This is a genomic window from Thiomicrorhabdus heinhorstiae, assembly GCF_013391765.2.
Classification (GTDB): domain Bacteria; phylum Pseudomonadota; class Gammaproteobacteria; order Thiomicrospirales; family Thiomicrospiraceae; genus Thiomicrorhabdus; species Thiomicrorhabdus heinhorstiae.
On record NZ_JACBGI020000019.1, the window covers coordinates 21,220 to 45,369 of the forward strand.

Genomic DNA, 24,150 nt, shown 5'->3' on the forward strand with positions numbered 1-24,150 from the left:
GCTTCGCACATGATATCGCTTAAACTCGAAGCGCGCAGCCAACCATCCGACAAGATGCGTTATCTCTCGCCGTTAATCGCGGTGGTGTTGACCCTACTCTCCGGAATCGTGCTGTTTTCATTGATGGGCACGTCTCCGTGGGAAGGACTGTACGTCTTCTTTATCGAACCGGTCTCCAGTCTGTACGGCCTGGGTGAACTTGCCGTCAAGGCAACCCCGCTGATTCTGATAGCGCTCGGTCTGTCGATCGGTTTCCGAGCCAATATCTGGAATATCGGTGCCGAAGGACAGTTGATTCTCGGCGCCATCTTCGGCGGCAGCCTGGCTCTGTGGATCTACCCTGACGGCAATATCTGGTTGATCCCGTCGATGATCGTGTTCGGAGCCCTCGGCGGGATGCTGTGGGCAGCAATCCCGGCATTCCTGAAAACCCGTTTCAATACCAATGAAATTCTCACCAGTCTGATGTTGACCTATGTCGCTATCCTACTGCTCAACTACATGGTTAACGGCCCTTTACGCGATCCTTCGGGTTATAACTTCCCGGAATCGCGCATGTTCCAGGACGCCGCACTCCTGCCGATTTTGCTGGAAGGCACTCGCTTGAATCTGGGGAGCCTGGTGACGCTGATGATTCTGATCGGCCTGTGGGTCATGCTGTCGAAAACCCTGATCGGTTTCCAGATTCGCGTGGTCGGGCAAGCACCGGATGCGGCCAAATACGCCGGTTTCAACCACAAGAAAATTATCTGGTTCAGCTTGATGCTCAGCGGAGGGCTCGCCGGGATTGCCGGTATGATGGAAGTCTCCGGTCCGATCGGTCAGATATTACCGTCGATCTCTCCGGGATACGGCTTTACGGCGATTATCGTCGCTTTTCTTGGTCGATTGCATCCGGTCGGGATTCTTTTTGCCGGACTGATCATGGCGATCTCTTATCTTGGTGGCGAATCGGCGCAGATCTCGCTGGGTCTGCCGATGGCTCTGACCGGGGTTTTCCAAGGCTTATTACTATTCTTCCTGCTGGCGGCCGATGTTCTGATCCGCTATCGCATTGTCCTCGCGTTTAAATCCAAAGCGGCTCAAGTTTAAAAGGAATTTTTTATGGCATTGAATCCTGAAGTTATTGCTTTGATTATCGTCACCATTATCGGTGCAGCGACACCGCTGCTGCTGGCGGCACTCGGCGAGCTGATCGCGGAGAAATCCGGCGTCCTCAACCTGGGACTGGAAGGGATGATGATCATGGGCGCGGTCATCGCCTTTATGACCGTGCATAATACCGGCAGCGCTACTCTCGGCATTGTGGCCGGTATCCTCGCCGGCATGGGAATGGCGCTGATCTTCGCTTTCCTGACCCTCAGCCTGCAATCCAATCAGGTTGCAACCGGTCTGGCACTGACCATTTTCGGTCTCGGCCTGAGCGCCCTATTGGGGAGAGAATACGTCGGGATTGCCTACAGCGGTTTGCCGAAGCTGGATCTACCTGTTTTGAGCGAACTGCCGTTTTTCGGCAAGGTACTGTTCAGTCACGACATCCTGATTTATTTTTCACTGTTTATGGTTTTCGCCACCTTCTATTTCCTCAATCGTACCCGTTCCGGTCTGATTCTGCGCGCCGTCGGCGAATCGCACGATGCGGCGCACTCCATCGGTTATCCGGTCATTGCCATCCGCTATATGGCGGTACTCTACGGTGGCGCCATGAGCGGCCTGGCAGGCGCTTATCTGTCGCTGTCCTACTCGCCGATGTGGGCCGATAATATGACCGCGGGTCGAGGCTGGATCGCGCTGGCACTGGTGGTATTCGCCATGTGGATGCCGTCGCGAGTGCTGCTCGGCGCCTATATGTTCGGCGGGATCACCATTCTACAGTTGCACGGTCAGGGAATGGGAATCGCCATTCCGTCGGAATTTTTCTCTATGCTGCCGTATCTGGCAACCATTATCGTACTGGTCATTATTTCCAGACAGAGCAGTGCCAGCCTGGCACCGGCCAGTCTCGGAAAGCCGTTTCATCCAACCCACTAACGTCTATCGAACAACAGCCAGCCAACCCGCTCCGGCGGGTTTTTTATTGCCTGTTTTCACGCTATATTTTTTCTGGAAAACTATTTGAAACGGTTACACTTAGTTTCTATGGAGACAAGGTTTCGCGACGACTAAACGGACTAAGACATGTGGGAATTCATCAAAAGACGCTTTGCAAGAAACAATTTCAGCGGTCTGACTCTCACCGTTTTGCTGTTGGCATTCGCTTATATCTCCTGCCTGTTGGCAGGTCTGACCGAAGATATCGTCACCAGTGATTCGATCGTCTCCTTCGATGAGCATATCGCTTCACTTTTATTGGCAGATCGCAATCATGCTACAGTAGAGTTCTTCCTGGCCTTCACCTTTCTCGGCCAACCGATTCTGGTTTCTCTAAGCCTGTTACTGGCTGCTGTCGGCCTGCTTTGGACCAGGCTCATGCAATGGATGATTCCGCTGACTGTTTCATCACTCAGCAGCCTTTTGCTGGTTTTTCTCGGCAAAAATACGATTGCCAGGCCTCGTCCGGTCGATCCACTCTTCGCTGTACACTCGTTTAGCTTTCCATCCGGTCATTCGGCTATCGCCGTTTCCGTGTACGGTTTTATCGGTCTGATCTTTCTGTATCAAGCCCGCAGACTATCAACTCGCTTTAGCATACTGACACTGACCATTTTCGTGATCGGCGCGGTACTATTAAGCCGTATGGTTCTCGGAGTTCACTATTTCAGTGATGTCATCGGCGGCCTGCTGGTCGGAAGTCTATCGATTACGTTAGGTCTGGGTATCTACTACTGGCAGCTTAATCATAATTACAGTCTCCAACGAACTGAAAGCAAGCAGAACCATTTACCTAAAATTTTACTGCTGGCACTGATATTCGTACTGGCCTGGGTCGGTTTCGAAGTTTTCGGAGAGAATCTTTTTTACCAGGATCAATTAGCAGTAGAGAGAGGCATACAGTGAAGAATCAAAACTTTGCTAATCGACTTAGCTTTGCTTTAAACGGCATCAAACACGCCTTTAAAAACGAGTCCAGCTTTCGGGCGCAGTTACTCCTGGCAGTTATCGCGATCGTGTATTTTTACTGGCTGGGCGTGACAATGGTCTGGTGGACCATCCTGATCATGATTATCGCCTTGATTCTTGCGATGGAACTGCTGAATACTTCCATCGAGGCACTGGCAGACCATTTACACCCGGAAGTGCATCCAACGATCAAGATCGTGAAAGATCTGGCCGCGGGCGCCGTACTGATTTTAAGCGTCGCAGCGGTCATCTTCGCCGTTTTGACGAGCATAAACTTCTGGCACTAAGGCAAGGAAAAGTTCCAGGCTATTTTGTGGATTGCCGAACAGAAAAAAGGGGCTAAAAAGCCCCTTAGGTTTGAGAGTAAAACAAACCGAAATTATGCCGCTTTGGACTCCGCTTCAACCTTCGCAGTTTTACCTTCAGGAAGTAGCAGACTAAGTGCAATCGCAGTCAAGCCACCCAAGGTTACCGCTGAACCAAAGATGTTTTGTACCAGTTTCGGCATTTCACCCAGTACAGCCGGGTTCGCCGCGACACCAAGACCGGCACCGAAGGAAACTGCCATAATCAGCAATTTACGACGATCCAACACTTCATTCGACAGGATTTTCACCCCTGCAGCGGCAACCGTACCGAATAGAACCAGAGTGGCTCCACCCAATACCGGCTTAGGCATCTCTTGTAAAACACCGCCGATTACCGGGAATAGACCGAGAACAATAAAGATTCCCGAGACAAAATAGGCGACATAACGACTGGCGACACCGGTCAATTGGATAACCCCGTTGTTTTGGCTGAAAGTCGTATTCGGGAAAGTGTTCAAAGCGGCAGCAATCATCGAGTTGACACCGTCACCCAAAACACCGCCCTTAACGCGACTGTAGTACAGATCGCCTTTGATCGGCTGCTTGGAGAAAATCGAGTTTGCGGTTAAGTCACCGGTGGTTTCGATTGCCGTAATCAAATAGATAATCGCCACAGGAATGAAAGCACCCCAGTCAAACGAGAAACCATATTTAAACGGAATCGGAATATTAATCGCCGGCAAGGTCGACAATTTATCAAAAGAAACTTTGCCTAAAATCATCGCCGCAATGAAACCGACCGCCAGACCGATAATGATCGACGACAAGCGAACCCACTCGTTTTTAGAACGGTTCAAAGTGATAATCACCGCCAGAACCAATACCCCCAAACCTAGGTTTTCAGGACTACCGAAATCCGGAGCCTTGAATCCGCCAGCCAAATCGGTGATACCGACCTTGATCAAACTGATACCGATAATGGTGATCACAATCCCGGTAACCAGAGGCGTGATAATACGTTTTAGCTTGTGAATGAACTGACTAAGAATAATCTCGACGAAGGCTCCGAAGAAAGCGACCCCGAAAATCAACGATAAGATTTCATCCGGTCCGCCGCCTTTGGCCTTAGCGATAAATCCGGCTGCCAGAATGGAGCTAAGGAAGGCAAAACTGGTTCCCTGCACACACAACATCCCGGCGCCGATGCCCATCGGACGACGTGCCTGGATAAAGGTAGCGATACCGGAAACGATTAACGCCATACTGATTAAATACGGGATATTCGATCCCAGACCCAAAACCCCGCCGATAATCAATGTCGGGGTAATAATACCGACAAAACTGGCCAGAACGTGCTGCAAAGCTGCAAACATCGATTCCTTGACCGGCGGTCTATCATCAAGATGATAAATCAGATCGGATGTCTCATTTGATTGACTCATAACGACTCTCCATTAAGCTATTGAAGCTTGCTTTTCGGTCCCAAAAACTAACCTTTTCAAACCGAGAAAATACGCCTTTCGCAATGGAAAGGCGCTTTAAAAAGTACGAACAGAATTCAGATTACTGCGGCAAAGTACCGTCAACCCCATCCACGTACCAGTTCATACCCAGCAATTCGCCGTCGGGAATGGCTTTGCCTGCTTCGACACGCAGCTTACCGGATTGATCCTTGATCGGACCTTGGAAAGGATGGACTGCACCGCTCTTAATGTCTTCAATGGTTTTTTCCGCCATTGCGACTACATCCTTAGGCACGAAATCCGCGAACTTGCCGATTCCAACCATACCGGATTTGATTCCACCCCAAGTATCATCCTGCTTCCAGGTACCATCCATGGTCTCCTTGGTTTTCTGGATGTAGTAACCGCTCCAGTCATCGATAATCGCACTGATATGCGCTTTAGGCGCAAAAGCACTCATATCCGAAGCCTGACCTACGGCATAAACCCCACGTTGCTCCGCAACCTGCAGAGGCGCCGGAGAGTCGGTGTGCTGCATAAGCACATCAACACCCTGATCGATCAAAGCTTTCGCGGCATCACCCTCTTTGCCCGGATCGTACCAGCTGTTTACCCATACAACCTTAACCGTTGCATCCGGATTCACAGAACGCAGCCCTTGTACCGTGGCATTGATACCGCGGATAACTTCGGGAATCGGGAAAGAAGCGATATAACCGATGACATTCGACTTGGTCATCTTTCCGGCAACCTGCCCCATTACATAACGCCCCTCATAGAAGCGGGCGCTGTAAATACCGACGTTTTTCGCTGTTTTATAACCGGTCGCATGCTCGAAATGCACTTTCGGAAAACGCTTGGCAACTTTCAGAGTCGGGTTCATGAAACCGAACGAAGTGGTAAAAATCAGATCGTGACCGGTAGCAGCCAATTTCTGGATGACACGCTCGGCATCGGCACCTTCAGCCACTTTTTCGACATAGGTGGTTTTCACCTTATCGCCGAACTCTTTTTCAACAGCCTGACGGCCTTGGTCATGCTGGTAGCTCCAACCGTGATCGCCAATCGGACCAACATAAACAAAACCGACTTTAACCGGATCATCCGCATAGCTCATTGGAGCCGCCAATCCAAAAGTCGCCGCCGCTAATGCCGTCAGCAGAGGTTTAAGAAATTGTCTTCTGTTCATTACTTATCCCCGTTAGATTAGAAGGTCCACTTAATGGTCAACTGAGGAACACCTTCGTCAACGCCCTTACTACCATATTTGTTCATCCAGTAACTATACTCGATCCCGGCATACAACTGCTTAGGCGCACCCCAAAGGTCTCCAACGTCCATCAATAGACGTGGCTGTGCAACAATATTATCTTCCTTACCAACCTCTTTCTCAGCCCAGGCATAATCCAGGAAACCTTCAAAAATCCAGTTACTATAGCCAATAGAGAAAGGCGCCATCCACACCAGAGTCACCTGTGGGGCTGAAGAAACTTCGCCCGGTGCAAATTGAGACTCGCCAAAACGGTTATAAACATTTACTTTGGCAACAGGTACACCAGGAATATCTAGATCAAAACCAAAACCGAACAATTTGGCATTCGTCACACCACCGAATTCCCAAGTAGCCGCCAGACTAACGTCTTTTACAATACCGAAAGACAAGTCTTTGCCGCTGATTTTGCTTAACGACAAACGAGGAGAAAATTCACCGTAGAAGCTAGTATTAGGATTATTAGGCTCACTTACATCAAAGAAAAAGAAATTATCGCCGTATTTCCAACCATCAGCGTGTTCTAAAGTAACAATAGTTTGATCGTATTCAGTATTACCCGGCACAGTTTTATATCCTGAACCGCTATGCATTAAAAAACTGGTTGAACTCCAATTGGCTGCCTGCGACGGCGCCGCAACCGACAGCATCGATCCCAGAACCAACGTGGAAACTAAAGAAGAGCGTTTCATTTTCATTGACATGCTAAATATCCCTTTATAACCCTTAACATCAAAACATGTGTACATAATTGTATACAATAAACAGATTAAAAGTATGCAACATTGGTGCCAACTTATAAAAACACTCCCTAAAAAATATTATTTACCTTTAATATCAAGACGTTAACTAGTATTGAAATAAAATTAAGGTTGATTGAAGATTTTATTAACCGCTCTAAGTGCACCAATTAAATTCAAATATTGCACACAATCCTGACGTCAATTCTGTAACTGCATTGCCAAATGATGGTGCTCTCCCATCAATTCCGCAAGGTCGATACCCTGCAATCTACCATCGATTACACGCCATCTTCCCTGGACCATGACACGGTCGGCCTTTTCCGCTCCGCATAAAATCAATGCCGCCAACGGGTCTCCAGCACCGGAAAAACGCAACTCGTCCAGCTTGAACAATGCCAGATCCGCCTGTTTGCCAACCGCAATTTCTCCAATATCGTTCCGTCCGAGACAGGCAGCAGACCCCTTGGTTACCCAACGCAATACATCCAGATGGGAAATTTCATCCGCCTGGTAGCGCAATCTCTGAATCAACAGTGCCTGACGAACTTCTGCCATCAAATTCGAATGGTCATTCGAAGCCGAACCGTCAACACCGATCCCGACCGGACAGCCGGCCTGCTCCAACTCGATCCCTCGGCAAATCCCCGAAGCCAAAATCATATTCGATGACGGGCAGTGACAGATTCCGACACCGGCGTGACCGAGGCGCTTCACTTCCTCATCGCTAAAATAGATGCCGTGCGCCAGCCAGACCCGATTGCTCATCCAGCCGCAATGTTCGAGATAATCAACCGGACGCATGCCGAAATGTTCCAGACAGAAACGGTTTTCATCTTCGGTTTCCGCCAGATGCGTATGCAAACGCACATCATATTGTTCAGCCATCTGTGCGCTGGCTTTCATTAAAGACTCACTGACCGAGAACGGAGAGCAAGGTGCCAATGCCAAACGTTGCATCGCCCCTTCTTCCGGCTGATGGTAGCTTTGAATCAGCCGCTCGCTATCCTGCAAAATCTCTTCTTCAAGCTGCACGGTCGTCTGCGGCGGCAAGCCTCCCTGCTCCTCTCCTAAACTCATGGAACCGCGTGTCAAATACACGCGCATATCCATCTCTTGCGCGGCGGCAAATTGAATATCGATCGCATTTTCCAAGCCGTCAGGAAAGACATAATGATGGTCCGACGCCGTGGTACAACCGGACAGCATCAGCTCGGCCATCGCCAAAATCGACGAACTGCGGATCGAATCGGGAGTCAAGCCAGCCCAAACCGGATACAACGTCTGCAGCCACGGGAACAGACGCTTGTTCAAAGCCGGAGGATATGCGCGGGTCAAAGTCTGATAGAAGTGATGGTGAATATTGATCAACCCCGGCAGAAGTACCGATTCCGCAGCATCGTAAATTTCATCGTAATCGGCTTGTGGAGTGGCGCCCTTGGCGACCAATTCGATAATTTTTCCCTCTTGAATCAATATACCGCCGCCGGCGTCTTCGTCATTGGCGGTAAAAACCGCTAAAGGCTGTTTGATCCAAATCGTATGAGTGCTGGTAGTCATATTCAAATCTCTTCATGAAAACAATAAAATCCATAATTGTATACAATTACATACAAAAAGCGCTAATCGCTCGAAAACGCTTGAAAAAGAAAAAACAAGGCCGCTGAAGCGGCCGAAACGAACAAAAGGGCATCTCCCCCAAAATGAAAAAAAATGCCTATCGCCCTGAATTAGAAAGGATCAAATCCTGGTAAAGCCGACGAGGCCAGAAGAATGCCGTCGGCATCAGCATACAATTGATCACCCGGAGTCCAATGTACCGAATGAAAGTCCAAGGATACCGAAGATTGCGCGCGCGCCTGAAACGCTTTTTTCATCGGATAAGCACCCAATGCCCAGACTGCCAAAGGCAGCTGAGCGAGAACTTCCGTATCACGAACGTAGCCGTTGATCAGCATGCCTTTCCAGCCGCTTTCAGCAGCAATAGTCGCCATTTTATCGCCCATAACCGCACTGAGATCTCCGCCGGCATCAACAACCAGAATCCGCTCTTGGCCAGGCTCGGAGAGAAACTCCCAGAAACGTGTGTTGTCACGATAGATTTTCAGCGTTTCAATCGGTGCACTGATACGCTTGATTCCTCCGAAATTATGCAATCCCGGATCGGCAACTTGGATTAAATCCGCATAGCGATCGCAAATATCCGCCGTCCCCAATACCATTTTGTATTTCCTCTCTTTGTTCTTAATCCTTCGACGACTCTACACCGCTCTCTTGCAGGGATTCCGCCAGCTTCTCAAGAGCCAGCACCAGAGTGTTGACGGCGATTTCAGCATCTTCGGCCGACACATACTCGTCTGGATGATGACTGATTCCGCCGCGACAGCGAACAAAGAGCATTCCAATATCGGTAATTTCCGCCACGGTCATGGCATCGTGCCCGGCTCCGCTGACTAAAGTTCGTACATGAATTTTCTGCTGTGCGATCGATTCTTCAAATATCTGACGAAAACGAGGCGCGCACTGTTTGGCCGGAGCCCAGTGGTATTCGCTCCAGTAGATTTCCACGCCGCGCGACATGGAAATCGCTTCACTGCTATGGAAAATCAGGTTCATCACCCTTTCGCGCAATGCATCGTCGTCGCTGCGAATATCGACGGTAAACTCGACCCAGCCCGGAATGACATTCACTGCACTCGGAAACACCTTCAAATGCCCGACGGTGGCCAGCAGATTATTATTCTGCTGAGCGGTTTTCTCGATCATCAGGACAACTTCCGACGCCGCGGTCAAAGCATCCTGACGCAGCCCCATCGGAACGGTACCTGCATGACCGGCCTGCCCTTCGATCGTCACCTTAAAGCGACGTGCGCCGGCAATCGCACTGACCACGCTGATCGGAATGTCTTCGGCTTCCAATACCGGTCCCTGTTCCATATGCACTTCCCAGAAGCCGAGCAAATTATCATTGACTCGCGACGCACTGGCATAATCCTGCGGATTCAAGCCGCAGGCTTCCAGAGCACTCTCCAGACTTTTTGCATTTTGATCGGTCAATTCCAGCAGTTCATCTTCCCATTTCCCGATCAAGGCACGGCTACCAAGCATGGAAGCATCAAATCGCACGCCCTCTTCGTCACCCAAACCGACAACTTCAATATGAAACGGCAACTCGATCGCCTGCTCTTTTAAGCGGTCGACCGCCTCGATGGCGACCATTACACCTAGAATTCCGTCAAACATCCCGGCATTCGGTACCGTATCCAGATGCGAACCCAAAATCAGGGTTGGCGCCTGCGGGTCTTTGCAGGCATAGCGCCCCCACACATTCCCGACCGCATCGATCCACGTTTCCATACCGGCCTGCAACATCCATTCTTCGGTCTGCTGCAACCCCTGCAAATAAGCGGGAGAGAGATAAATACGCGAAATGGAACGATCACTATCGGAAATCGCCGCCAGATCACGGCAACGTTGAATTACCCTGGTGGTCATTGAGCCGCTGCCTCATAGACTGCCATCGCACGGTCGACCGCTTCACCCAGCGGAAGTTTGTGCCCCAAGCGTCTTAAAACATTCTCCAAGGCGGTCAAGGTAACTAATACCGCATCCTTGCGGGCGTTGTAACCCATGGTACCGATACGCCAGATTTTGCCCTTCAAAGGACCGAATGATGTACCGATTTCGATACCGAAGTCTTCCAGCATTGCTGTACGCACTGCTTCGCCCGGAACCCCTTCAGGAATATAAACACCCAACACGTTGTTCATCTTGTGCATCTGATCGCCGAACAGACGCAGATTCAATCCTTGGGCCCCTTCGCGCAATGCATCACCGTGCAATTTATGTCGTTGCACCGCCTCATCGACGCCTTCCTGTAACAGAATCCGTGCACACTCGCGCGCCCCGAAAAGCATGGTTGCCGCTTCGGTATGATGGTTGAGACGCTCTTCGCCCCAGTAATCCATAATCATCGCCAAATCAAAATAGTTGGAACGAATGACTTCGCCCTTGCTATCGTGGTGATGCGCATCGCGAATACCGGCTTCAATATGGCGACGGCGGTCGATCTGTTCGACAATATGGTCGCTTAGCGTCAAAGGCGCACTGCCGGACGGTCCCCCCAGACACTTCTGCAATCCGACGGAAACCGCATCCAACTGCCACTCGTCGCTGAGGAGTTCATTACCGCCGATGGAAGCGGTCGCATCGCAATAAAACAGCACACCGTTTCGACGGCAGATTTCCCCGATCTCCTTTAGGGGCTGCAACATGGTCGTCGCCGTATCCCCCTGGGTGATCGCCAGCATTTTCGGCTTCACCAGATGGATCGCCGCTTCGATCTGCTCCGGATTGAAGACATTTCCCCATTCGGCTTCGATTTTATGCACCTGCGCGCCGCAACGATGAGCAATTTCGCACAATAGATGCCCGAAACGTCCGAACACCGGCACCAATACCTTATCGCCCGGTTCGATCACCGATACCAGTACCGCTTCGATCCCGGCACGCGAAGTCCCGTCGACCAACATAGTCCAGCGATTCTCGGTTTTGAACACTTGGCGGTATAGCGCCATTACCTCATTCATATAGGCTGTCATGCTCGGATCATATTGACCAACCAATTGCGACGACATCGCTCGCAAAACCCGAGGATCGACATTGATCGGGCCGGGCCCCATCAACAATCTCGGTGGCGGGTTAATCTGATCGAAAATTTCTGACATGACATATCTCCAAATAAAGGCTAAATTCGGCAGCGACAGCTGCCGGTAAAAAAGTGATTGAGTACGAAGTTGCCAACAGGCAGCGCTTAAAACCAGGCGCTACTGATGACTTGATAGAACATTCTTAAACCGGTCAACAGCAAAACCCAGCCGAAGACCTTGCGCAACTTGGCGGCAGGAAGCTTATGCCCCAACTTGACTCCGATCGGCGCAAACCAGACGGTCAGCACCACTATGACCAAAAAGGCCGCTAAATTCACAGCGCCATAGGTAGCAAAGGGCGCTCCGGCAGGAGTCTGCGCCACCAGCAACATCATCAAAGCCCCGGGCAGTGCAATCAATAATCCGAAAGCGGCTGCGGTTCCTACCGCTCGGTGGGCGACAAATCCGAAATGGTTCAATACAGGAACCCCCAGAGTTCCGCCGCCGATACCGGCCATAACCGATAGTTTACCGACCGCAAACGCGGCCAGAGACTGCCACCATGCATTAGGCAATTGACCGTTACTGCCAGAGGTTTGCAACAACATTCGGATCGATACGGTTACCGCAAGAACGGCAAACAGCAGAATAAAAATCTGACTCTGCCAATTGGCGATCAATAAGCTTCCGCTCAAGACACCCAGCAAGATCAGCGGGCTCCAGCGTTTCAATAGGGCATAATCGACATTGCCTTTGGCAGTATGCGCCCTTAACGACGAAATCGACGTCGGCACGATCGTTGCCAGGGAAGTCCCGGTAGCCAGACTCATGGCCGCCGTTTCGCTCATACCGAAATGCTGAAAGACAAAAAACAGCACCGGCACTATGACGATTCCACCGCCAACCCCGAGCAAACCGGCCAATAGACCGGCGACCACACCGGTCACCAACAAAATCGACAACAGAGGAAGATATTCCACAAGTATTTCCATATCCACCTCTCTTAGAAATATTCGGCGAAAGCGCCGCCGTTACTGCGCGGATCGGTTGCCGCACTGCAGGCGCCGCTCGGAGAAAGCACGACCGCTCCGGCATGTCCCATACGTTCGCTGTGATCCGGCAGACACTGCATGCTGTGCCCCAAAGATTGCAGAACATCGCCGATACGCTCGAACAATGACTCTTCCAGCTTCAGATCGTGCTGCTGATCGCCCCAGGTCCGCCCGAGCAACCAGCGGGCATCGCTGATCGCCTCGGCAAGATCGACATTCTGATAAGCATAGCGGCTGAACAGCGCGGCCTGAGTCTGCGGCTGCCCTTCACCACCCATGGTTCCATAAGCCATCCGGCGTCCGTCATGGAATTCGCAGAAGGCCGGATTCAAAGTATGAAACGGTTTCATACCCGGTTGTAAAACGTTGCGATGTCCTGGCTGCAAACTGAAAGACGTACCGCGGTTATTCCACAACAGACCGTATTTAGGAATCACCACGCCGCTACCGAACTCCCAGTAGATACTTTGAATATAACTTACCATGGTGCCGTCACGATCGACGCAGCCCATCCAGACGGTATCACCCGGTTCCGCTGCCTGCGGCCACGGCAGAGCCTTGTCGGACTGAACTGCGGCCACACAAGCCTGCAATTGCTCATCGGACAGATAATCCTGCAAATCCCCTTTAATCCGGCTCGGATCGGCAATCACCCGGTCACGGATCAGGAATGCCTGCTTGATCGACTCGATCAGATGATGTACTTGTTGCGCCTCGTCCCAATCGGCCTGACGAAGGCGGTCGTAAATTGCCAGAATCAATATCGAAGCCAAACCTTGTGTCGGCGCTCCGACATTAAACACCTTACCGACGGAAATTTCGTGTTCCAGGACTTGCATCGGCACCGCTTGATAAGCGTGCAAATCCGCTTGTTCCAGCGGGCTGCCGACCGTCTGAAGATGTGCCGCAATATGACGGCCGACGGAACCGCGATAAAAATCGTCAAGCCCCTTTTCCGCCAATAGTTTCAGCAAGCCGCCCAAGGCGGGATTACAGAAAGTTTCGCCCTTTTGCAATGGGTGGCCGTGATCGCTGAACAAGGCGACAAAATCATCCAGTTTGGATAGATCGCCAAACGTCATTTTGCTTGCTTCTGCGAGGCTTTCCGTCACTTCAATGCCGTTTTCGGCGTAACCGATTGCTTCTTCGAACAGAGAGTCTAGCGGCAGACTGCGAGCCCCACCGGCTTCCATCCAGTTACGCGCTTCCAACCAACCGCCGACTGCGCCACCAATTGTCACCGCCGCTTTAGGGCCGCGAGACGGAATCCTCTCCTCTCCTTGATAAAAGCCCAAATCCGCTTTCGCTCCGGCAAACCCGCTGGCATCCAATGCAAACGGCTCTTCACCCGGCCGCTGAATCAACCAAAAACCGTCACCGGCCAAACTGGTCATATGCGGATAAAGTACCGAAACCGCCGCCGCCGCCGCGATCATTGCGTCCACCGCGTTGCCGCCCTGACGTAAAATATTCATCCCCGCCTGTGCCGCCTTGGCATGCGGGGCGCTAAAGGCTATGCCCATATTGTTTAAACCATCCGTTTCGCTAATTCGATTAGTTGTAAATCGGCAAATCTCCCACCGACCAGAGACAACCCCCAAGGCGCTCCCTGATCCTGCAACACCGGTAAATGCAGCTGCGGGCGACGGCTCAATCCGGCCAGAGCGGTGATTCCCATCAAACGATTACGATAAGCGCCCAAAGCTTCGGCATCTTCGTCCAAGCGCGGCGCCGCCCCAGGTGTCGTCGGCATGATCGCAACCCAGGTTTCGTCCTTGAACCACTCGCCAAGCTGCTGTAAAACTTGTTGCAACTGCCCCTCGGCAGCGGAGATTTCTGCTTGATCGATCGTTCGACACCACTCAAAGCGTTCGCCGATATCCGCGCTGAATTGCGGGTTCTCGACACTGTCCAGCCAGTCGCCATGTACTTGTGCCGCCTGCGCACCCTGCAGGGAACGATAAGTTGAGCTCAGCAAAGTTAAGAATGCCTCTTCCAGCTCGACTTCAACCACTTCTGTAAACAACTCTGTCCGTTGCGCGATCCAATCCCGGGCGGTTTCGTTCAATAAAACTTTACCGCCGACCGTCGGTTTGAAGATTAGCAGCTTGTCAATCGCCGGAGCCTGTTCGACCTCGGTATTCTTGAATAAAACCTGCGCGGTCGTCTGCAATGTTTGCAGGTCGCGGCATAACCAGCCGGCAGTATCGAAACGTGGCGCCAAGGGAACACAATGATCCATTTCAATGACCCCGTGAGTCGGACGTAATCCGAACAAGCCGTTATAGGAAGCCGGCACGCGCACCGAACCACCGGTATCGGTGCCTAAGCCGATATCCGCCTCTTGCCAGGCAACGGCTGCCGCAGAACCACTGGAAGAACCTCCGGGCAATCTTGTCGGATCGGCATGATTGAGCGGCGTACCGTAGTGCACATTGACACCGTTTAAACTGTACGCCAACTCATCGGTAATGGTTTTACCGGCCAATTGCGCCCCGGCATCGATTAATTTCTGTACCACAGAAGCTGTTTGTGTTGCAGGTGCATGCGTCTGCAACCAGCAAGGATTTCCGGCCCCGGTCGGATAACCGGCAATATCGAACAGATCCTTAACCGCCAAACGCAAACCGCTTAAAGGCCCTGCGGCATTATTTTCACCGTCTATTTTGATTATCCAACCGTGTTCGGCACTGTTTGACATGCTAAATTTTAACCCTGATTAAATCTTGTAAACATAATTGTATACAATTTTTAATTAAAACAAAACCGTTTTAATCGGCTTGAAATATCCGCTTCGAAAATACCAAGTGAACACGGATAAATTATCACTGAATTTAGCTACAAAAGCTCTAAAGACCACCCTATACCAGAAGACGGAGCATGAAGAAGTTTTTGCCATGAACGCTTTTACCGCTAGCTAAAGAGTGCACCGATTTTTACATTAACAATTGCGGGAGGTCGTGGCTGTTTTCCTCATCTTGTATACAAGATGAGGAGTTTGGATTACGCTCACTCAAGCGGAAAATCCGGCTAACTGCTCAAAGCCGCCGGAAACTCCGCGGTGATCGACTTCGGCTGAATCCCCAATTTACTCAAACGGGAACTCAGAGTCGTCGGCTTCATCCTCAGTAAAGCGGCGGCGCCATCCTTGCCGGAAATTTTCCCCTTGCACATTTTCAACGCATTAATCATATTTTGCTTTTCAAGCTTCTCCATTTCGTCGACGGTCTTAATACGCATCCCGACCTGATTGGTCAGATCTTTCTCAGGCATTTCCTGCTGCAAAGGCAGATTCAGCTCCAGACGGTTTCCGTTGGAAAGAATCACCGCCCGCTCAATCACATTAATCAATTCGCGGATGTTTCCCGGCCAGTTATAGGCGCTGAGCTTCTGAATATCTCCGATCGTCAAACTGATACCGAGTTTGGCAAATTTCTGGCAAGCGATATTGAGAAAATGGTTGGCTAAAATCGGAATGTCCTCTTTTCTCTCGCGCAGAGCCGTCGATTCGATCGGGAACACATTCAAGCGGAAATACAGATCTTCGCGAAAGCGTTTTTCGATCACTTCCTGTTTCAGGTTGCGGTTGGTAGCGGCAATGATTCGCACGTCGATGCTGCGGGTTTTCGACTCTCCAACCCGTTCGAACTGATGCTCCTGTAAAACCCGCAACAGCTTGCTTTGCAATTCCAACGGAATCTCTCCCACCTCGTCGAGAAAGATCGACCCGCCGTCGGCTAATTCAAAACGTCCGGCACGGTCGACTAAAGCGCCGGTGAAGGCACCTTTAATATGCCCGAAGAACTCACTTTCGAACAATTCACGCGGAATGGAGGCACAATTCACGCGAATCAGAGGACGACCCTTGCGGCCGCTGCTTTCGTGAATCGCCCGGGCAATCAATTCCTTACCTGTTCCCGATTCGCCGGTAATCAACACATTTGCGTCGGTCGGGGCCACCAGTTCAATCTGCTGAATGATTTTATTGATCGCCGCACTCTTGCCGACGATCTCCTTGTAGTTATGCTCGGCGCGGTATTCTTCCTGTAAATAGGCGTTTTCCAATTCAAGACGCTGTTTTAGAGTCTGCACCTCTTTCAAAGCAAGATGCAACTTCTCTTCCGCCAGTTTTCTCTGGCTGACATCTCGAAAAATCACCACTGCGCCAACCAGACGACCGTTGTCCATAATCGGCGTGCTGGTGTATTCGACACTGAAAGGCAAGCCATCCTTGCTCCAGAACTGTTCGTCATCGACATGACGCACATCGCCGTCTTTAAAGGCGGCGTAGATATGGCAATTTTCGCAATGATAAGGGCTACCGTCGTCATGACTATGGTGAATCAGATCATGCATGTTCTTGCCGATCAATTCACTGGCGCTCCAACCGAGCATCTTCTCAGCAGCCGGATTAACAAAGGTGGCATTGCCGTCGATATCGACACCGTAAATCCCTTCTCCGACCGCCTTAAGAATCAGCTGATTCTCTCTCTCGAATTCGCGAAAAACATTTTCGATTGTCTGCCAGTGCTGCAGACCGTCACGGTGCAGGCGGTTCGCTTCCGACAACTCCCGACGCTTTTGCAGGTTTTGCGGGTTATACAGAGTAAAAGAGATCAGTACCGGGTCACTCTTTTTTAGCAAAACCGCCGAGATTTCGACATCCTGGCTCTTGTCATCATCGAGGAGAATCTTCAGCTCGTTGCTCCAGGCGTGCCTCTTCTCTTCGATCTCATCGGTAAAGACCACCAGCTTTGCCAGACTGGGCTTAAAAACCTGACTGACCGGTTGAGCCAGAAGCGTTTCAACCGATGCGGAGAACATACGAGCCGCCGATGGATTTATATGCACGATGCGATCTTCATAAGGCGAAATAATCAAAATCGCTTCAGTGCTTTTTTCAAACAGGGATTGGTATAACATATTCATAAATTCAAACCGAGAAATTTCATTTACTATAAAGAAACAAACTGCACGCCAAATTCACGAAAACTCGTTAACTTACTTACGAAAATTCGTAATTTAACGAAAATTCGTAAACAAAAAACATCTTTTAAATCAGCACATTAGCCATACAAAACAATAACTTAATTTTAATTTAATAAAGTGGCACGCGCACTGCTCAAGAGTAATCTGATTCGCTTCCTTAACGCTGTTGTATTTGCACCAACAGGAAGCAAAAAACCGAAATTTGTGCGAGGTATCCCGATATGTCATTTAAGAGTTTGAACGATCCATTCGACGCTTCAAAAAGTCTGTTACACAAATCCGACTGTAATTGTCCGATTTGCCAAACGGAAAAAGCTTCACCTCATCTAAGCGATTCCCAGAAACAAGAACGCATTGAAGAGGCCGCTTACAGCCAAAGCTACGAGCAACACGCCAGCAAACACCAGCCTGAATACGATGCCGTTTTGGATTCCAGTGAAGCCATTATTGACCGTGCCGTAGAAAGCGCCGTTGTGCGTTCGGTCTTCGGTCATAACGACATAAGCCGTCGTTCTTTCCTTGGCATGATGGGTGCCGGTACAGCCGCCGCAGTATTGGGCAGCGTTTTCCCGATGGAAGAAGCCAAAGCCGCCATCAAAGAGACCATGGGTCTTGGGCCTCTTGAGAAGAAGAAGCTGAATATCGGTTTCGTTCCGATCACCTGTGCAACGCCGATCATCATGGCACACCCGATGGGCTTCTATGAGAAAAACGGCCTTGACGTCGACGTGATCAAAACCGCTGGTTGGGCGGTAGCTCGTGATAAGTCTCTTGCCAAAGAATACGATGCTTCGCACATGTTGACTCCAATGCCGCTGGCTATGACTATGGGGGCGGGATCAACCGCTTCGCCGTTCATTATGCCGACGGTAGAAAACATCAATGGCCAGGCGATTGTGTTGCATAACGATCACAAAGATAAGCGCGATCCGAAACAGTGGAAAGGCTTTAAGTTCGGGGTTCCATTCGAATATTCAATGCACAACTTCCTGTTGCGCTACTACGTTGCCGAACACGGTTTGGATCCGGATAAAGACATCCAGATCCGTGTCGTTCCACCACCGGAAATGGTGGCCAACCTGCGTGCCGGTAACCTGGATGGTTACTTGTCTCCGGATCCATTCAACCAACGCGCCGTTTGGGAAAAAGTCGGTTTCATCCACACCCTGACCAAAGATATCTGGGAAGGGCATCCTTGCTGTGCTTTCGCTTGCTCTAAAGAGTTCGCAGTAACCAATCCAAACACTTACGGCGCACTGCTTCGTTCGATCATCGATGCAACCGAATACTCGGCCAAGCCGGAAAACCGTAAGGAAATCGCCGAAGCAATTTCACCGAAAAACTATTTGAACCAGCCGGTACCGGTTGTTCAACAGGTTCTGACCGGGCGTTATGCCGATGGTTTGGGATCGGTATTGGATGTTCCTGATCGTATCGACTTCGACCCATTCCCATGGCACTCAATGGGTGTGTGGATTCTGACGCAGATGAAACGCTGGGGTTACATTAAAGGGGACGTCGACTACAAAAAGATTGCCGAAGAGGTTTATCTTGCATCGGAAACCGGCGAAGTCATGAAGAAACTTGGCTATACGCCGCCGGATAAGACCTATGAGAACTACATGATCATGGGTAAAGAGTTCGATTACACCAAGCCGGAAGAGTACATCGAAAGCTTCAAAATCCGCCGAACTTAAGTCCTGACGGAGCCTATTATGTTTAATTCCATTAAATTGAAATCGGCTCTGCTCTCAGTGGTCTTACTGGTTCTCCTGCTAGGTGTCTGGGAAGGTATTTACCAGGCACCCCAGGACAGCAAACCGCTGACGGAGTATGAGTTGTTAATGGGAGGCGCGACTCAGGAAGCGCGCGTTCCTCCCCCTTCGGAAATCATTAAACTCGGCTACGAAGAGCTGAGCGACCCTTTCTATGACGCAGGACCCAACGATAAAGGTATCGGTATCCAGCTCGGCTACTCGATCTATCGTGTGACCGTCGGATTCCTGCTCGCCGCCTTAATCGCCATTCCAGTCGGATTTCTGGTCGGAATGTCGCCGTTAATGTACGGTGCCCTTAACCCATTCATTCAGGTAATGCGTCCGATTTCGCCGCTGGCGTGGATGCCCCTGGCCCTGTTTATCATCAAAGATTCGGAGATCTCGGCGATCTTCGTTATTTTCATCTGTTCCATCTGGCCGATGCTGCTTAATACTGCCTTTGGCGTTGCCAATGTGCGTAAAGACTGGGTCAATGTTGCCAGAACACACGAACTCAGCCATATTAAAACCGCCCTGTTGGTTATTCTTCCGGCTGCAGCACCGACCATTCTTACCGGGATGCGCATCTCCATCGGGATCGCTTGGCTGGTTATCGTCGCTGCGGAAATGCTGGTTGGCGGAACCGGGATCGGTTACTACGTCTGGAATGAGTGGAACAACTTAAATCTTGCAAGCGTTATTTTCTCGATTTTCATGATCGGTGTTGTCGGTATGTTCCTCGATATGACACTGGCCTATGCAGCACGTTGGGTCGAATACCAAGAATAGGAAAAATCTATGAACACCCACTTTTTACAAGTACAAGGGCTAAAAAAGAGCTATCCCGGACCGGGAAAAAGTCCCGAAACGGTCATTTTTGAAGATGCCAATTTTAATATCGAAAAGGGAGAGTTCATTTGCGTCATCGGCCATTCGGGATGCGGTAAATCCACTATCCTGAATATTCTCGCAGGATTGGACGAGGCTTCGGACGGCGTCGTTATTATGAACGAAAAAGAGGTTTCCGGACCGAGTCTGGATCGCGGAGTCGTCTTTCAGAATTACAGTTTGCTTCCGTGGCGTACCGCCTTACAGAACGTCACTTTTGCAGTACAGGCTCGTTGGCCAGAATGGAGCAAAGAACGCATTCTCGAACACAGCCACCGCTATCTGGATCTGGTCGGACTGAAAGGTGCACACGACCGCAAGCCGTCTCAGCTATCCGGCGGGATGCGCCAGAGGGTCAGTATCGCCCGCGCCTTTGCCACTCAGCCTCAGCTGCTACTGATGGATGAGCCTTTTGGAGCTTTGGATGCCTTGACGCGTGGAGTCATTCAGGAAGAGCTGATTAAAATCTGGACTGAGTCCAAACAGACCGTTTTTATGATCACTCATGATGTCGACGAAGCAATTCTGTTGTCGGATCGAATTCTGCTGATGTCTAACGGACCGAAGGCGCGCATTGCCGAATCGGTTAAAGTCTCAATCCCGAGACCGAGAAAGCGTACCGATATCATTCATCACGATAACTACTACACCATTCGTAACCATCTGGTCGACTTCCTGGTCAACAGATCGAAACTGGTTTCCGAAGATGAATCGGCCAAGCAACCTTATCCGAAAGAGATTACCTTCCCGGAATAAAAGATGCATCTTAACGGGCTCGATTTCTTCGAGCCTGACCATCCTCAAAACACTCACTCAGTCTATACGAGCAAGTACATTCCCAAGCCGAAATTTTCTTTAACAAAAAAGCGTCATCCCCTCTTTTCGCAAAAATCGGAATCGTCTATTCTAGAGCGAATCTATCCTCACTTCATAATCTCACTCAGGAATAACTTTGATGACCTCAAAAGACGGTTTTTTTAGCAAGTTTAATTACTTTATCCAACATCAGGCCGAAAACTCTTTAACCCAGGCGGTAAAACTCCTGCGATTTGTCTTTATCGTATTTATGGTCGTCTATCTGACCGCCTGTCTGGTCAGCATCTCCAATAAATTGCTGGAGTTCATCATGGTACAAGGCGCTCTGGATTTTCATTCCATGAAAATATTGCTGACCGACGCACTATTCACCCTGATCGTACTCGCCATCGTTAAAGCACTGTTTATTCACAGCAGCTTCGACTACGCCCTGACGTTCCTGGAAATCGCCTTTGTCGTCATTATCCGAAAGCTGATTCTGCTGGATACCGTTCCCGAAGAGAACTGGACGCTGCTGATTCTAGGCGCCATCTCAACCGCTTTTTTCGTTTTGATTATTTATATCCATAACTTAAAACGGCAATGGCTGCTGCACAAATCGTCGCAAACACCCGAAAATACATGAACAATTCAAACTGAACCTCACAGATCTCTCCGAATAGCTGCCCCTTGACCGTAAAGGCAGCTATTCTATCATCTACATCTCAGGCACCGTTTCACTCTGAAAACCATCAACCAATGCTTTTAAGTATGCCTTCTTGCTTCGCAGATAAACAGGGGTCAAACGACCTGAATCCATAACGGCATCATGTGGCTCGTACGGCTGAGAAACATAGAAGCCAAACGCTTTATAGCGAGAATCTCCAATATTGATATTACCTGAAGCATTCGCCGGATTATCCGTCATGGTTTGAGTACCGTAACTCCATTTACTTTCACCTCGTATAGTCATACCTCTCACAGCAATCGCTTTTTTCGGCGTTAGCGGAACGGTAAAGCCGACATAGGCTTTTTCATAACCGGAACTTTCTCGCATCAAACTCGCTCTGAAAAAAGAGTCGCCAATATAGGATTTAACGCCAACTTTGGTGGTTCTGTCCTGATCGAGATATTTGCCGTGCTCTATGCTGAAAGACAATCCTTTTTCAGGCCAATAAAGCTCATAACCGCCGAAACCGTAATAATCGTTATCTTGATTGCCACTCAGATCGTTTTTCCAATTATAGGCACCGTAACCATATAGCTGATGACGGCCGTCAAAGGCATAATAGCGCCACTGATCTACGATACTTTTGGAGTCTGAATCGGATAGCGACTGGTGAAAAGAAAGAGTATTTACGAAACCGTCAAAGGGTACTAAAGTTTGCTGAAGCACGGCTTGCTGGAAACCGGAGTTAAGCGCATAATCATCAAAATGGCCGCCGGATTCGAAATTGTAGCTGTTATGCAAAACATCCACCCTGTTGATACTTAGACGGGCTCCCGTCCATAACTCCGCACTCACCTCGGTTTCAATACCCAAAGAGTAGTCGAAGGCACCGAATTCGGTACCGATCGTATTCACGATTTTCGGTTCGAGCTTCACGGAAAAGAGTTCCGTTCGCTTAGCTCCGTTCCGTAAAGGAATCGGTTGTCTGGAAAACGCGTTAACCTGTTCAAAATGCGGTTCAAAATAACGCGGCTTGTCGCTGGAAAACGCATGCGGTGTCTGTCTCCCCTTCATCCCCCACAAGGAGGCTAAGGAAATCCTGACAACCGGATTCTGCTCACTCAAAACATCAATCACCAAGTTGGGGATCTGTCTGGCATATGCATAGGGAGAAACTAAAGCAATAACTTGGGCTAAAGCATCTATTTCGCTCCAATCGAACAACCTGTTTTGATAACGGACATACAAGGTGTCACCCTGCGAAGCAATTTCGACATACTGCAAGCCGCTTTTTTCTAACTCGGCAACCAGCAGATCATACTCTTCCTTATTCACGCCGGCGACCGGTTCAGCCGCCGGAAACTCCTTCAGTTGCTGTTCATCAGCCTGATACCGCGCTGTCGACTCGTTTGGCATTGAAGGAGAGACATCTCTATGCACGAATTCGCTTTCAGAGGAGAAAACCTCATCCCGCTCCCTGCCTAAAGGTACAGAAAATCCGGCTGAAATCACCTGATCTTCATCCTGTCGGTCATTTAATAAGCTCGCCCGCAAATTGAAACCGATACCCGATCCGAACAAATTAGGCGAACTGTAACCGATCCCGGCCCGTTGATTCGTGCCGTCATATTCGGCAATGGCGGTAAAACCGTACGGAAGGTTCAAACTGACGCCCCCGAACAGGTGATGAAGATTTTCTGGCTTGGTATGATTCAACGTACTCTCCGCGTCTGTCGCATAGCCCAAGCTAAAAGAACCGAAATTATCGGTGAAGGTTGCAACTCCGTAAAAAAGTTGTGAATAAACAACCGTTCCCGCAATATCCTGTCCGCCGATCGCGACTCTTAAACGCGGATCCAGTGCAGATAGACGGTGGCTGTATTTAAAGTTTCCAACCAGATCACGCTTATAAAAATCCAGATATTTATACGGATCGGCTCCCTGCGGATGAATATCATTTAAACCAATCTGGATTTCAAGCCCCTCCCAAACTCCGGCTGAAACATAATAATTCTGTGCTTCGGCATCGGCAGGATAGCCTGATAATAAGAAATTGTTAAAACTGAAGCCTAAACGTCCATATTCCATCACCTCTGCGGTAGGAACAATAAAAAGTCCGGTTGAACCTTTAAATCCGGCTCCAACCGCATTTAAGGATGTACTCCCGGCATAGCTCAACAGAGGAAAAAGACAGGTGCTTCCTATAGAAATCCACAATGGTCTCCTTGTGGAGGGAATTGTTTTTTTAGTAGACCGCGCTTTACATAACATAGGCAGAAAATACCTCAGACTTTATTCCGTTAAAATCAGCATGAGCTTCCACTAAGATTTCATCTTATATTGCTACCAATGCTGTACTGACACCTAAAAGGCTGCGTGATCTCCACAAGTGTGTAATTTCATTTTTACAAAGTAGGCCGTATAAAACAGCCAAATAAAGAATAGAGAACTTCAACCTTACTAAACATTTCTCTTAATCAGAAAAGAATTTTCAGTAACTGAATTAATA

At 49.7% G+C, this 24,150-nt stretch carries 20 protein-coding genes; 8 read left to right on the top strand and 12 right to left on the bottom strand.

Going from position 1 to position 24,150, the window contains the following annotated elements; genetic code table 11:
* Positions 1 to 9 precede the first annotated feature (9 nt).
* The 4 genes from H8792_RS09095 to H8792_RS09110 all read left to right on the top strand — a co-directional run bounded on the left by H8792_RS09095 (position 10) and on the right by H8792_RS09110 (position 3,347).
* A complete protein-coding gene (locus tag H8792_RS09095) occupies positions 10 to 1,092 on the top strand; it encodes an ABC transporter permease (RefSeq protein ID WP_185978642.1) in 1,083 nt (360 codons plus the stop codon).
* A 12-nt stretch (positions 1,093 to 1,104) separates the two neighbouring features.
* Positions 1,105 to 2,031, top strand: a complete 927-nt coding sequence (locus H8792_RS09100; RefSeq protein WP_185978643.1) for an ABC transporter permease — start codon at positions 1,105 to 1,107, stop codon at positions 2,029 to 2,031.
* Positions 2,032 to 2,178: 147 nt separating this feature from the next.
* A complete protein-coding gene (locus tag H8792_RS09105; RefSeq protein ID WP_185978644.1) occupies positions 2,179 to 2,997 on the top strand; it encodes a phosphatase PAP2 family protein in 819 nt (272 codons plus the stop codon).
* On the top strand, positions 2,994 to 3,347 hold the full coding sequence (locus H8792_RS09110; RefSeq protein WP_185978645.1) for a diacylglycerol kinase: 354 nt from the start codon (positions 2,994 to 2,996) through the stop codon (positions 3,345 to 3,347). Before H8792_RS09105 ends, H8792_RS09110 begins: the two co-directional genes overlap by 4 nt.
* 92 nt (positions 3,348 to 3,439) lie before the next feature.
* Here H8792_RS09110 and H8792_RS09115 read toward each other — a convergent pair whose 3' ends face one another.
* The 11 genes from H8792_RS09115 to H8792_RS09165 form a co-directional block, all read right to left on the bottom strand.
* A complete protein-coding gene (locus H8792_RS09115; RefSeq protein WP_185978646.1) occupies positions 3,440 to 4,810 on the bottom strand; it encodes a uracil-xanthine permease family protein in 1,371 nt (456 codons plus the stop codon).
* A 121-nt stretch (positions 4,811 to 4,931) separates the two neighbouring features.
* The gene (locus H8792_RS09120; RefSeq protein WP_185978647.1) at positions 4,932 to 6,020 is read right to left on the bottom strand and encodes a BMP family ABC transporter substrate-binding protein; all 1,089 of its coding nucleotides are present in this window, start codon (positions 6,018 to 6,020) and stop codon (positions 4,932 to 4,934) included.
* 17 nt (positions 6,021 to 6,037) lie between these two features.
* Positions 6,038 to 6,805 (bottom strand): outer membrane protein OmpK, encoded by a 768-nt coding sequence (locus H8792_RS09125; RefSeq protein ID WP_185978648.1) that lies wholly within the window; start codon positions 6,803 to 6,805, stop codon positions 6,038 to 6,040.
* A gap of 237 nt (positions 6,806 to 7,042) precedes the next feature.
* Positions 7,043 to 8,401, bottom strand: a complete 1,359-nt coding sequence (locus H8792_RS09130) for an 8-oxoguanine deaminase (RefSeq protein WP_185978649.1) — start codon at positions 8,399 to 8,401, stop codon at positions 7,043 to 7,045.
* A 170-nt stretch (positions 8,402 to 8,571) separates the two neighbouring features.
* The gene (gene rraA, locus H8792_RS09135) at positions 8,572 to 9,063 is read right to left on the bottom strand and encodes a ribonuclease E activity regulator RraA (protein WP_185978650.1); all 492 of its coding nucleotides are present in this window, start codon (positions 9,061 to 9,063) and stop codon (positions 8,572 to 8,574) included.
* A 22-nt stretch (positions 9,064 to 9,085) separates the two neighbouring features.
* Positions 9,086 to 10,336: an allantoate amidohydrolase gene (locus H8792_RS09140; RefSeq protein WP_185978651.1), complete on the bottom strand. Its 1,251-nt coding sequence runs from the start codon at positions 10,334 to 10,336 to the stop codon at positions 9,086 to 9,088.
* Positions 10,333 to 11,568, bottom strand: coding sequence for a pyridoxal-phosphate-dependent aminotransferase family protein (locus tag H8792_RS09145; protein ID WP_185978652.1), 1,236 nt, complete (start codon positions 11,566 to 11,568; stop codon positions 10,333 to 10,335). The genes H8792_RS09140 and H8792_RS09145 overlap by 4 nt, the downstream gene beginning before the upstream one ends.
* Before the next feature lie 86 nt (positions 11,569 to 11,654).
* Entirely contained in the window at positions 11,655 to 12,482 is an 828-nt protein-coding gene (locus H8792_RS09150) for a sulfite exporter TauE/SafE family protein (protein ID WP_185978653.1), read from the bottom strand.
* A gap of 11 nt (positions 12,483 to 12,493) precedes the next feature.
* Positions 12,494 to 14,065, bottom strand: a complete 1,572-nt coding sequence (locus H8792_RS09155) for a gamma-glutamyltransferase family protein (RefSeq protein WP_185978654.1) — start codon at positions 14,063 to 14,065, stop codon at positions 12,494 to 12,496.
* A 5-nt stretch (positions 14,066 to 14,070) separates the two neighbouring features.
* Positions 14,071 to 15,243, bottom strand: coding sequence for an amidase (locus H8792_RS09160; protein WP_185978655.1), 1,173 nt, complete (start codon positions 15,241 to 15,243; stop codon positions 14,071 to 14,073).
* A gap of 329 nt (positions 15,244 to 15,572) precedes the next feature.
* Complete coding sequence (locus H8792_RS09165) at positions 15,573 to 17,471, bottom strand: sigma 54-interacting transcriptional regulator (RefSeq protein WP_185978656.1); 1,899 nt, start codon at positions 17,469 to 17,471, stop codon at positions 15,573 to 15,575.
* A 281-nt stretch (positions 17,472 to 17,752) separates the two neighbouring features.
* On the opposite strand from H8792_RS09165, the gene H8792_RS09170 reads away from it, so the two are divergent.
* The 4 genes from H8792_RS09170 (at position 17,753) to H8792_RS09185 (ending at position 21,617) form a co-directional block, all read left to right on the top strand.
* Positions 17,753 to 19,228, top strand: a complete 1,476-nt coding sequence (locus H8792_RS09170) for an ABC transporter substrate-binding protein (protein ID WP_185978657.1) — start codon at positions 17,753 to 17,755, stop codon at positions 19,226 to 19,228.
* An 18-nt stretch (positions 19,229 to 19,246) separates the two neighbouring features.
* Positions 19,247 to 20,077, top strand: coding sequence for a nitrate ABC transporter permease (gene ntrB / locus H8792_RS09175; RefSeq protein WP_185978658.1), 831 nt, complete (start codon positions 19,247 to 19,249; stop codon positions 20,075 to 20,077).
* Between the two features lie 9 nt (positions 20,078 to 20,086).
* A complete protein-coding gene (locus tag H8792_RS09180; protein WP_185978659.1) occupies positions 20,087 to 20,932 on the top strand; it encodes an ABC transporter ATP-binding protein in 846 nt (281 codons plus the stop codon).
* A gap of 199 nt (positions 20,933 to 21,131) precedes the next feature.
* On the top strand, positions 21,132 to 21,617 hold the full coding sequence (locus H8792_RS09185; RefSeq protein ID WP_185978660.1) for a hypothetical protein: 486 nt from the start codon (positions 21,132 to 21,134) through the stop codon (positions 21,615 to 21,617).
* A 72-nt stretch (positions 21,618 to 21,689) separates the two neighbouring features.
* Here the strand turns inward: H8792_RS09185 and H8792_RS09190 are convergent, their stop codons facing one another.
* Positions 21,690 to 23,858, bottom strand: a complete 2,169-nt coding sequence (locus H8792_RS09190) for a YjbH domain-containing protein (protein ID WP_185978661.1) — start codon at positions 23,856 to 23,858, stop codon at positions 21,690 to 21,692.
* Positions 23,859 to 24,150 lie beyond the last annotated feature (292 nt).

What these genes read in the sequence shown, in the direction of transcription:
- H8792_RS09095 (WP_185978642.1), top strand. Translation starts at nt 10, where the DNA reads ATGATATCGCTTAAACTCGAAGCGCGCAGCCAACCATCCGACAAGATG.
- H8792_RS09100 (WP_185978643.1), top strand. Translation starts at nt 1,105, where the DNA reads ATGGCATTGAATCCTGAAGTTATTGCTTTGATTATCGTCACCATTATC.
- H8792_RS09105 (WP_185978644.1), top strand. Translation starts at nt 2,179, where the DNA reads ATGTGGGAATTCATCAAAAGACGCTTTGCAAGAAACAATTTCAGCGGT.
- H8792_RS09115 (WP_185978646.1), bottom strand. Translation starts at nt 4,810, where the DNA reads ATGAGTCAATCAAATGAGACATCCGATCTGATTTATCATCTTGATGAT.
- H8792_RS09120 (WP_185978647.1), bottom strand. Translation starts at nt 6,020, where the DNA reads ATGAACAGAAGACAATTTCTTAAACCTCTGCTGACGGCATTAGCGGCG.
- H8792_RS09125 (WP_185978648.1), bottom strand. Translation starts at nt 6,805, where the DNA reads ATGTCAATGAAAATGAAACGCTCTTCTTTAGTTTCCACGTTGGTTCTG.
- H8792_RS09130 (WP_185978649.1), bottom strand. Translation starts at nt 8,401, where the DNA reads ATGACTACCAGCACTCATACGATTTGGATCAAACAGCCTTTAGCGGTT.
- rraA (WP_185978650.1), bottom strand. Translation starts at nt 9,063, where the DNA reads ATGGTATTGGGGACGGCGGATATTTGCGATCGCTATGCGGATTTAATC.
- H8792_RS09140 (WP_185978651.1), bottom strand. Translation starts at nt 10,336, where the DNA reads ATGACCACCAGGGTAATTCAACGTTGCCGTGATCTGGCGGCGATTTCC.
- H8792_RS09145 (WP_185978652.1), bottom strand. Translation starts at nt 11,568, where the DNA reads ATGTCAGAAATTTTCGATCAGATTAACCCGCCACCGAGATTGTTGATG.
- H8792_RS09150 (WP_185978653.1), bottom strand. Translation starts at nt 12,482, where the DNA reads ATGGAAATACTTGTGGAATATCTTCCTCTGTTGTCGATTTTGTTGGTG.
- H8792_RS09155 (WP_185978654.1), bottom strand. Translation starts at nt 14,065, where the DNA reads ATGGGCATAGCCTTTAGCGCCCCGCATGCCAAGGCGGCACAGGCGGGG.
- H8792_RS09160 (WP_185978655.1), bottom strand. Translation starts at nt 15,243, where the DNA reads ATGTCAAACAGTGCCGAACACGGTTGGATAATCAAAATAGACGGTGAA.
- H8792_RS09165 (WP_185978656.1), bottom strand. Translation starts at nt 17,471, where the DNA reads ATGAATATGTTATACCAATCCCTGTTTGAAAAAAGCACTGAAGCGATT.
- H8792_RS09170 (WP_185978657.1), top strand. Translation starts at nt 17,753, where the DNA reads ATGTCATTTAAGAGTTTGAACGATCCATTCGACGCTTCAAAAAGTCTG.
- ntrB (WP_185978658.1), top strand. Translation starts at nt 19,247, where the DNA reads ATGTTTAATTCCATTAAATTGAAATCGGCTCTGCTCTCAGTGGTCTTA.
- H8792_RS09180 (WP_185978659.1), top strand. Translation starts at nt 20,087, where the DNA reads ATGAACACCCACTTTTTACAAGTACAAGGGCTAAAAAAGAGCTATCCC.
- H8792_RS09185 (WP_185978660.1), top strand. Translation starts at nt 21,132, where the DNA reads ATGACCTCAAAAGACGGTTTTTTTAGCAAGTTTAATTACTTTATCCAA.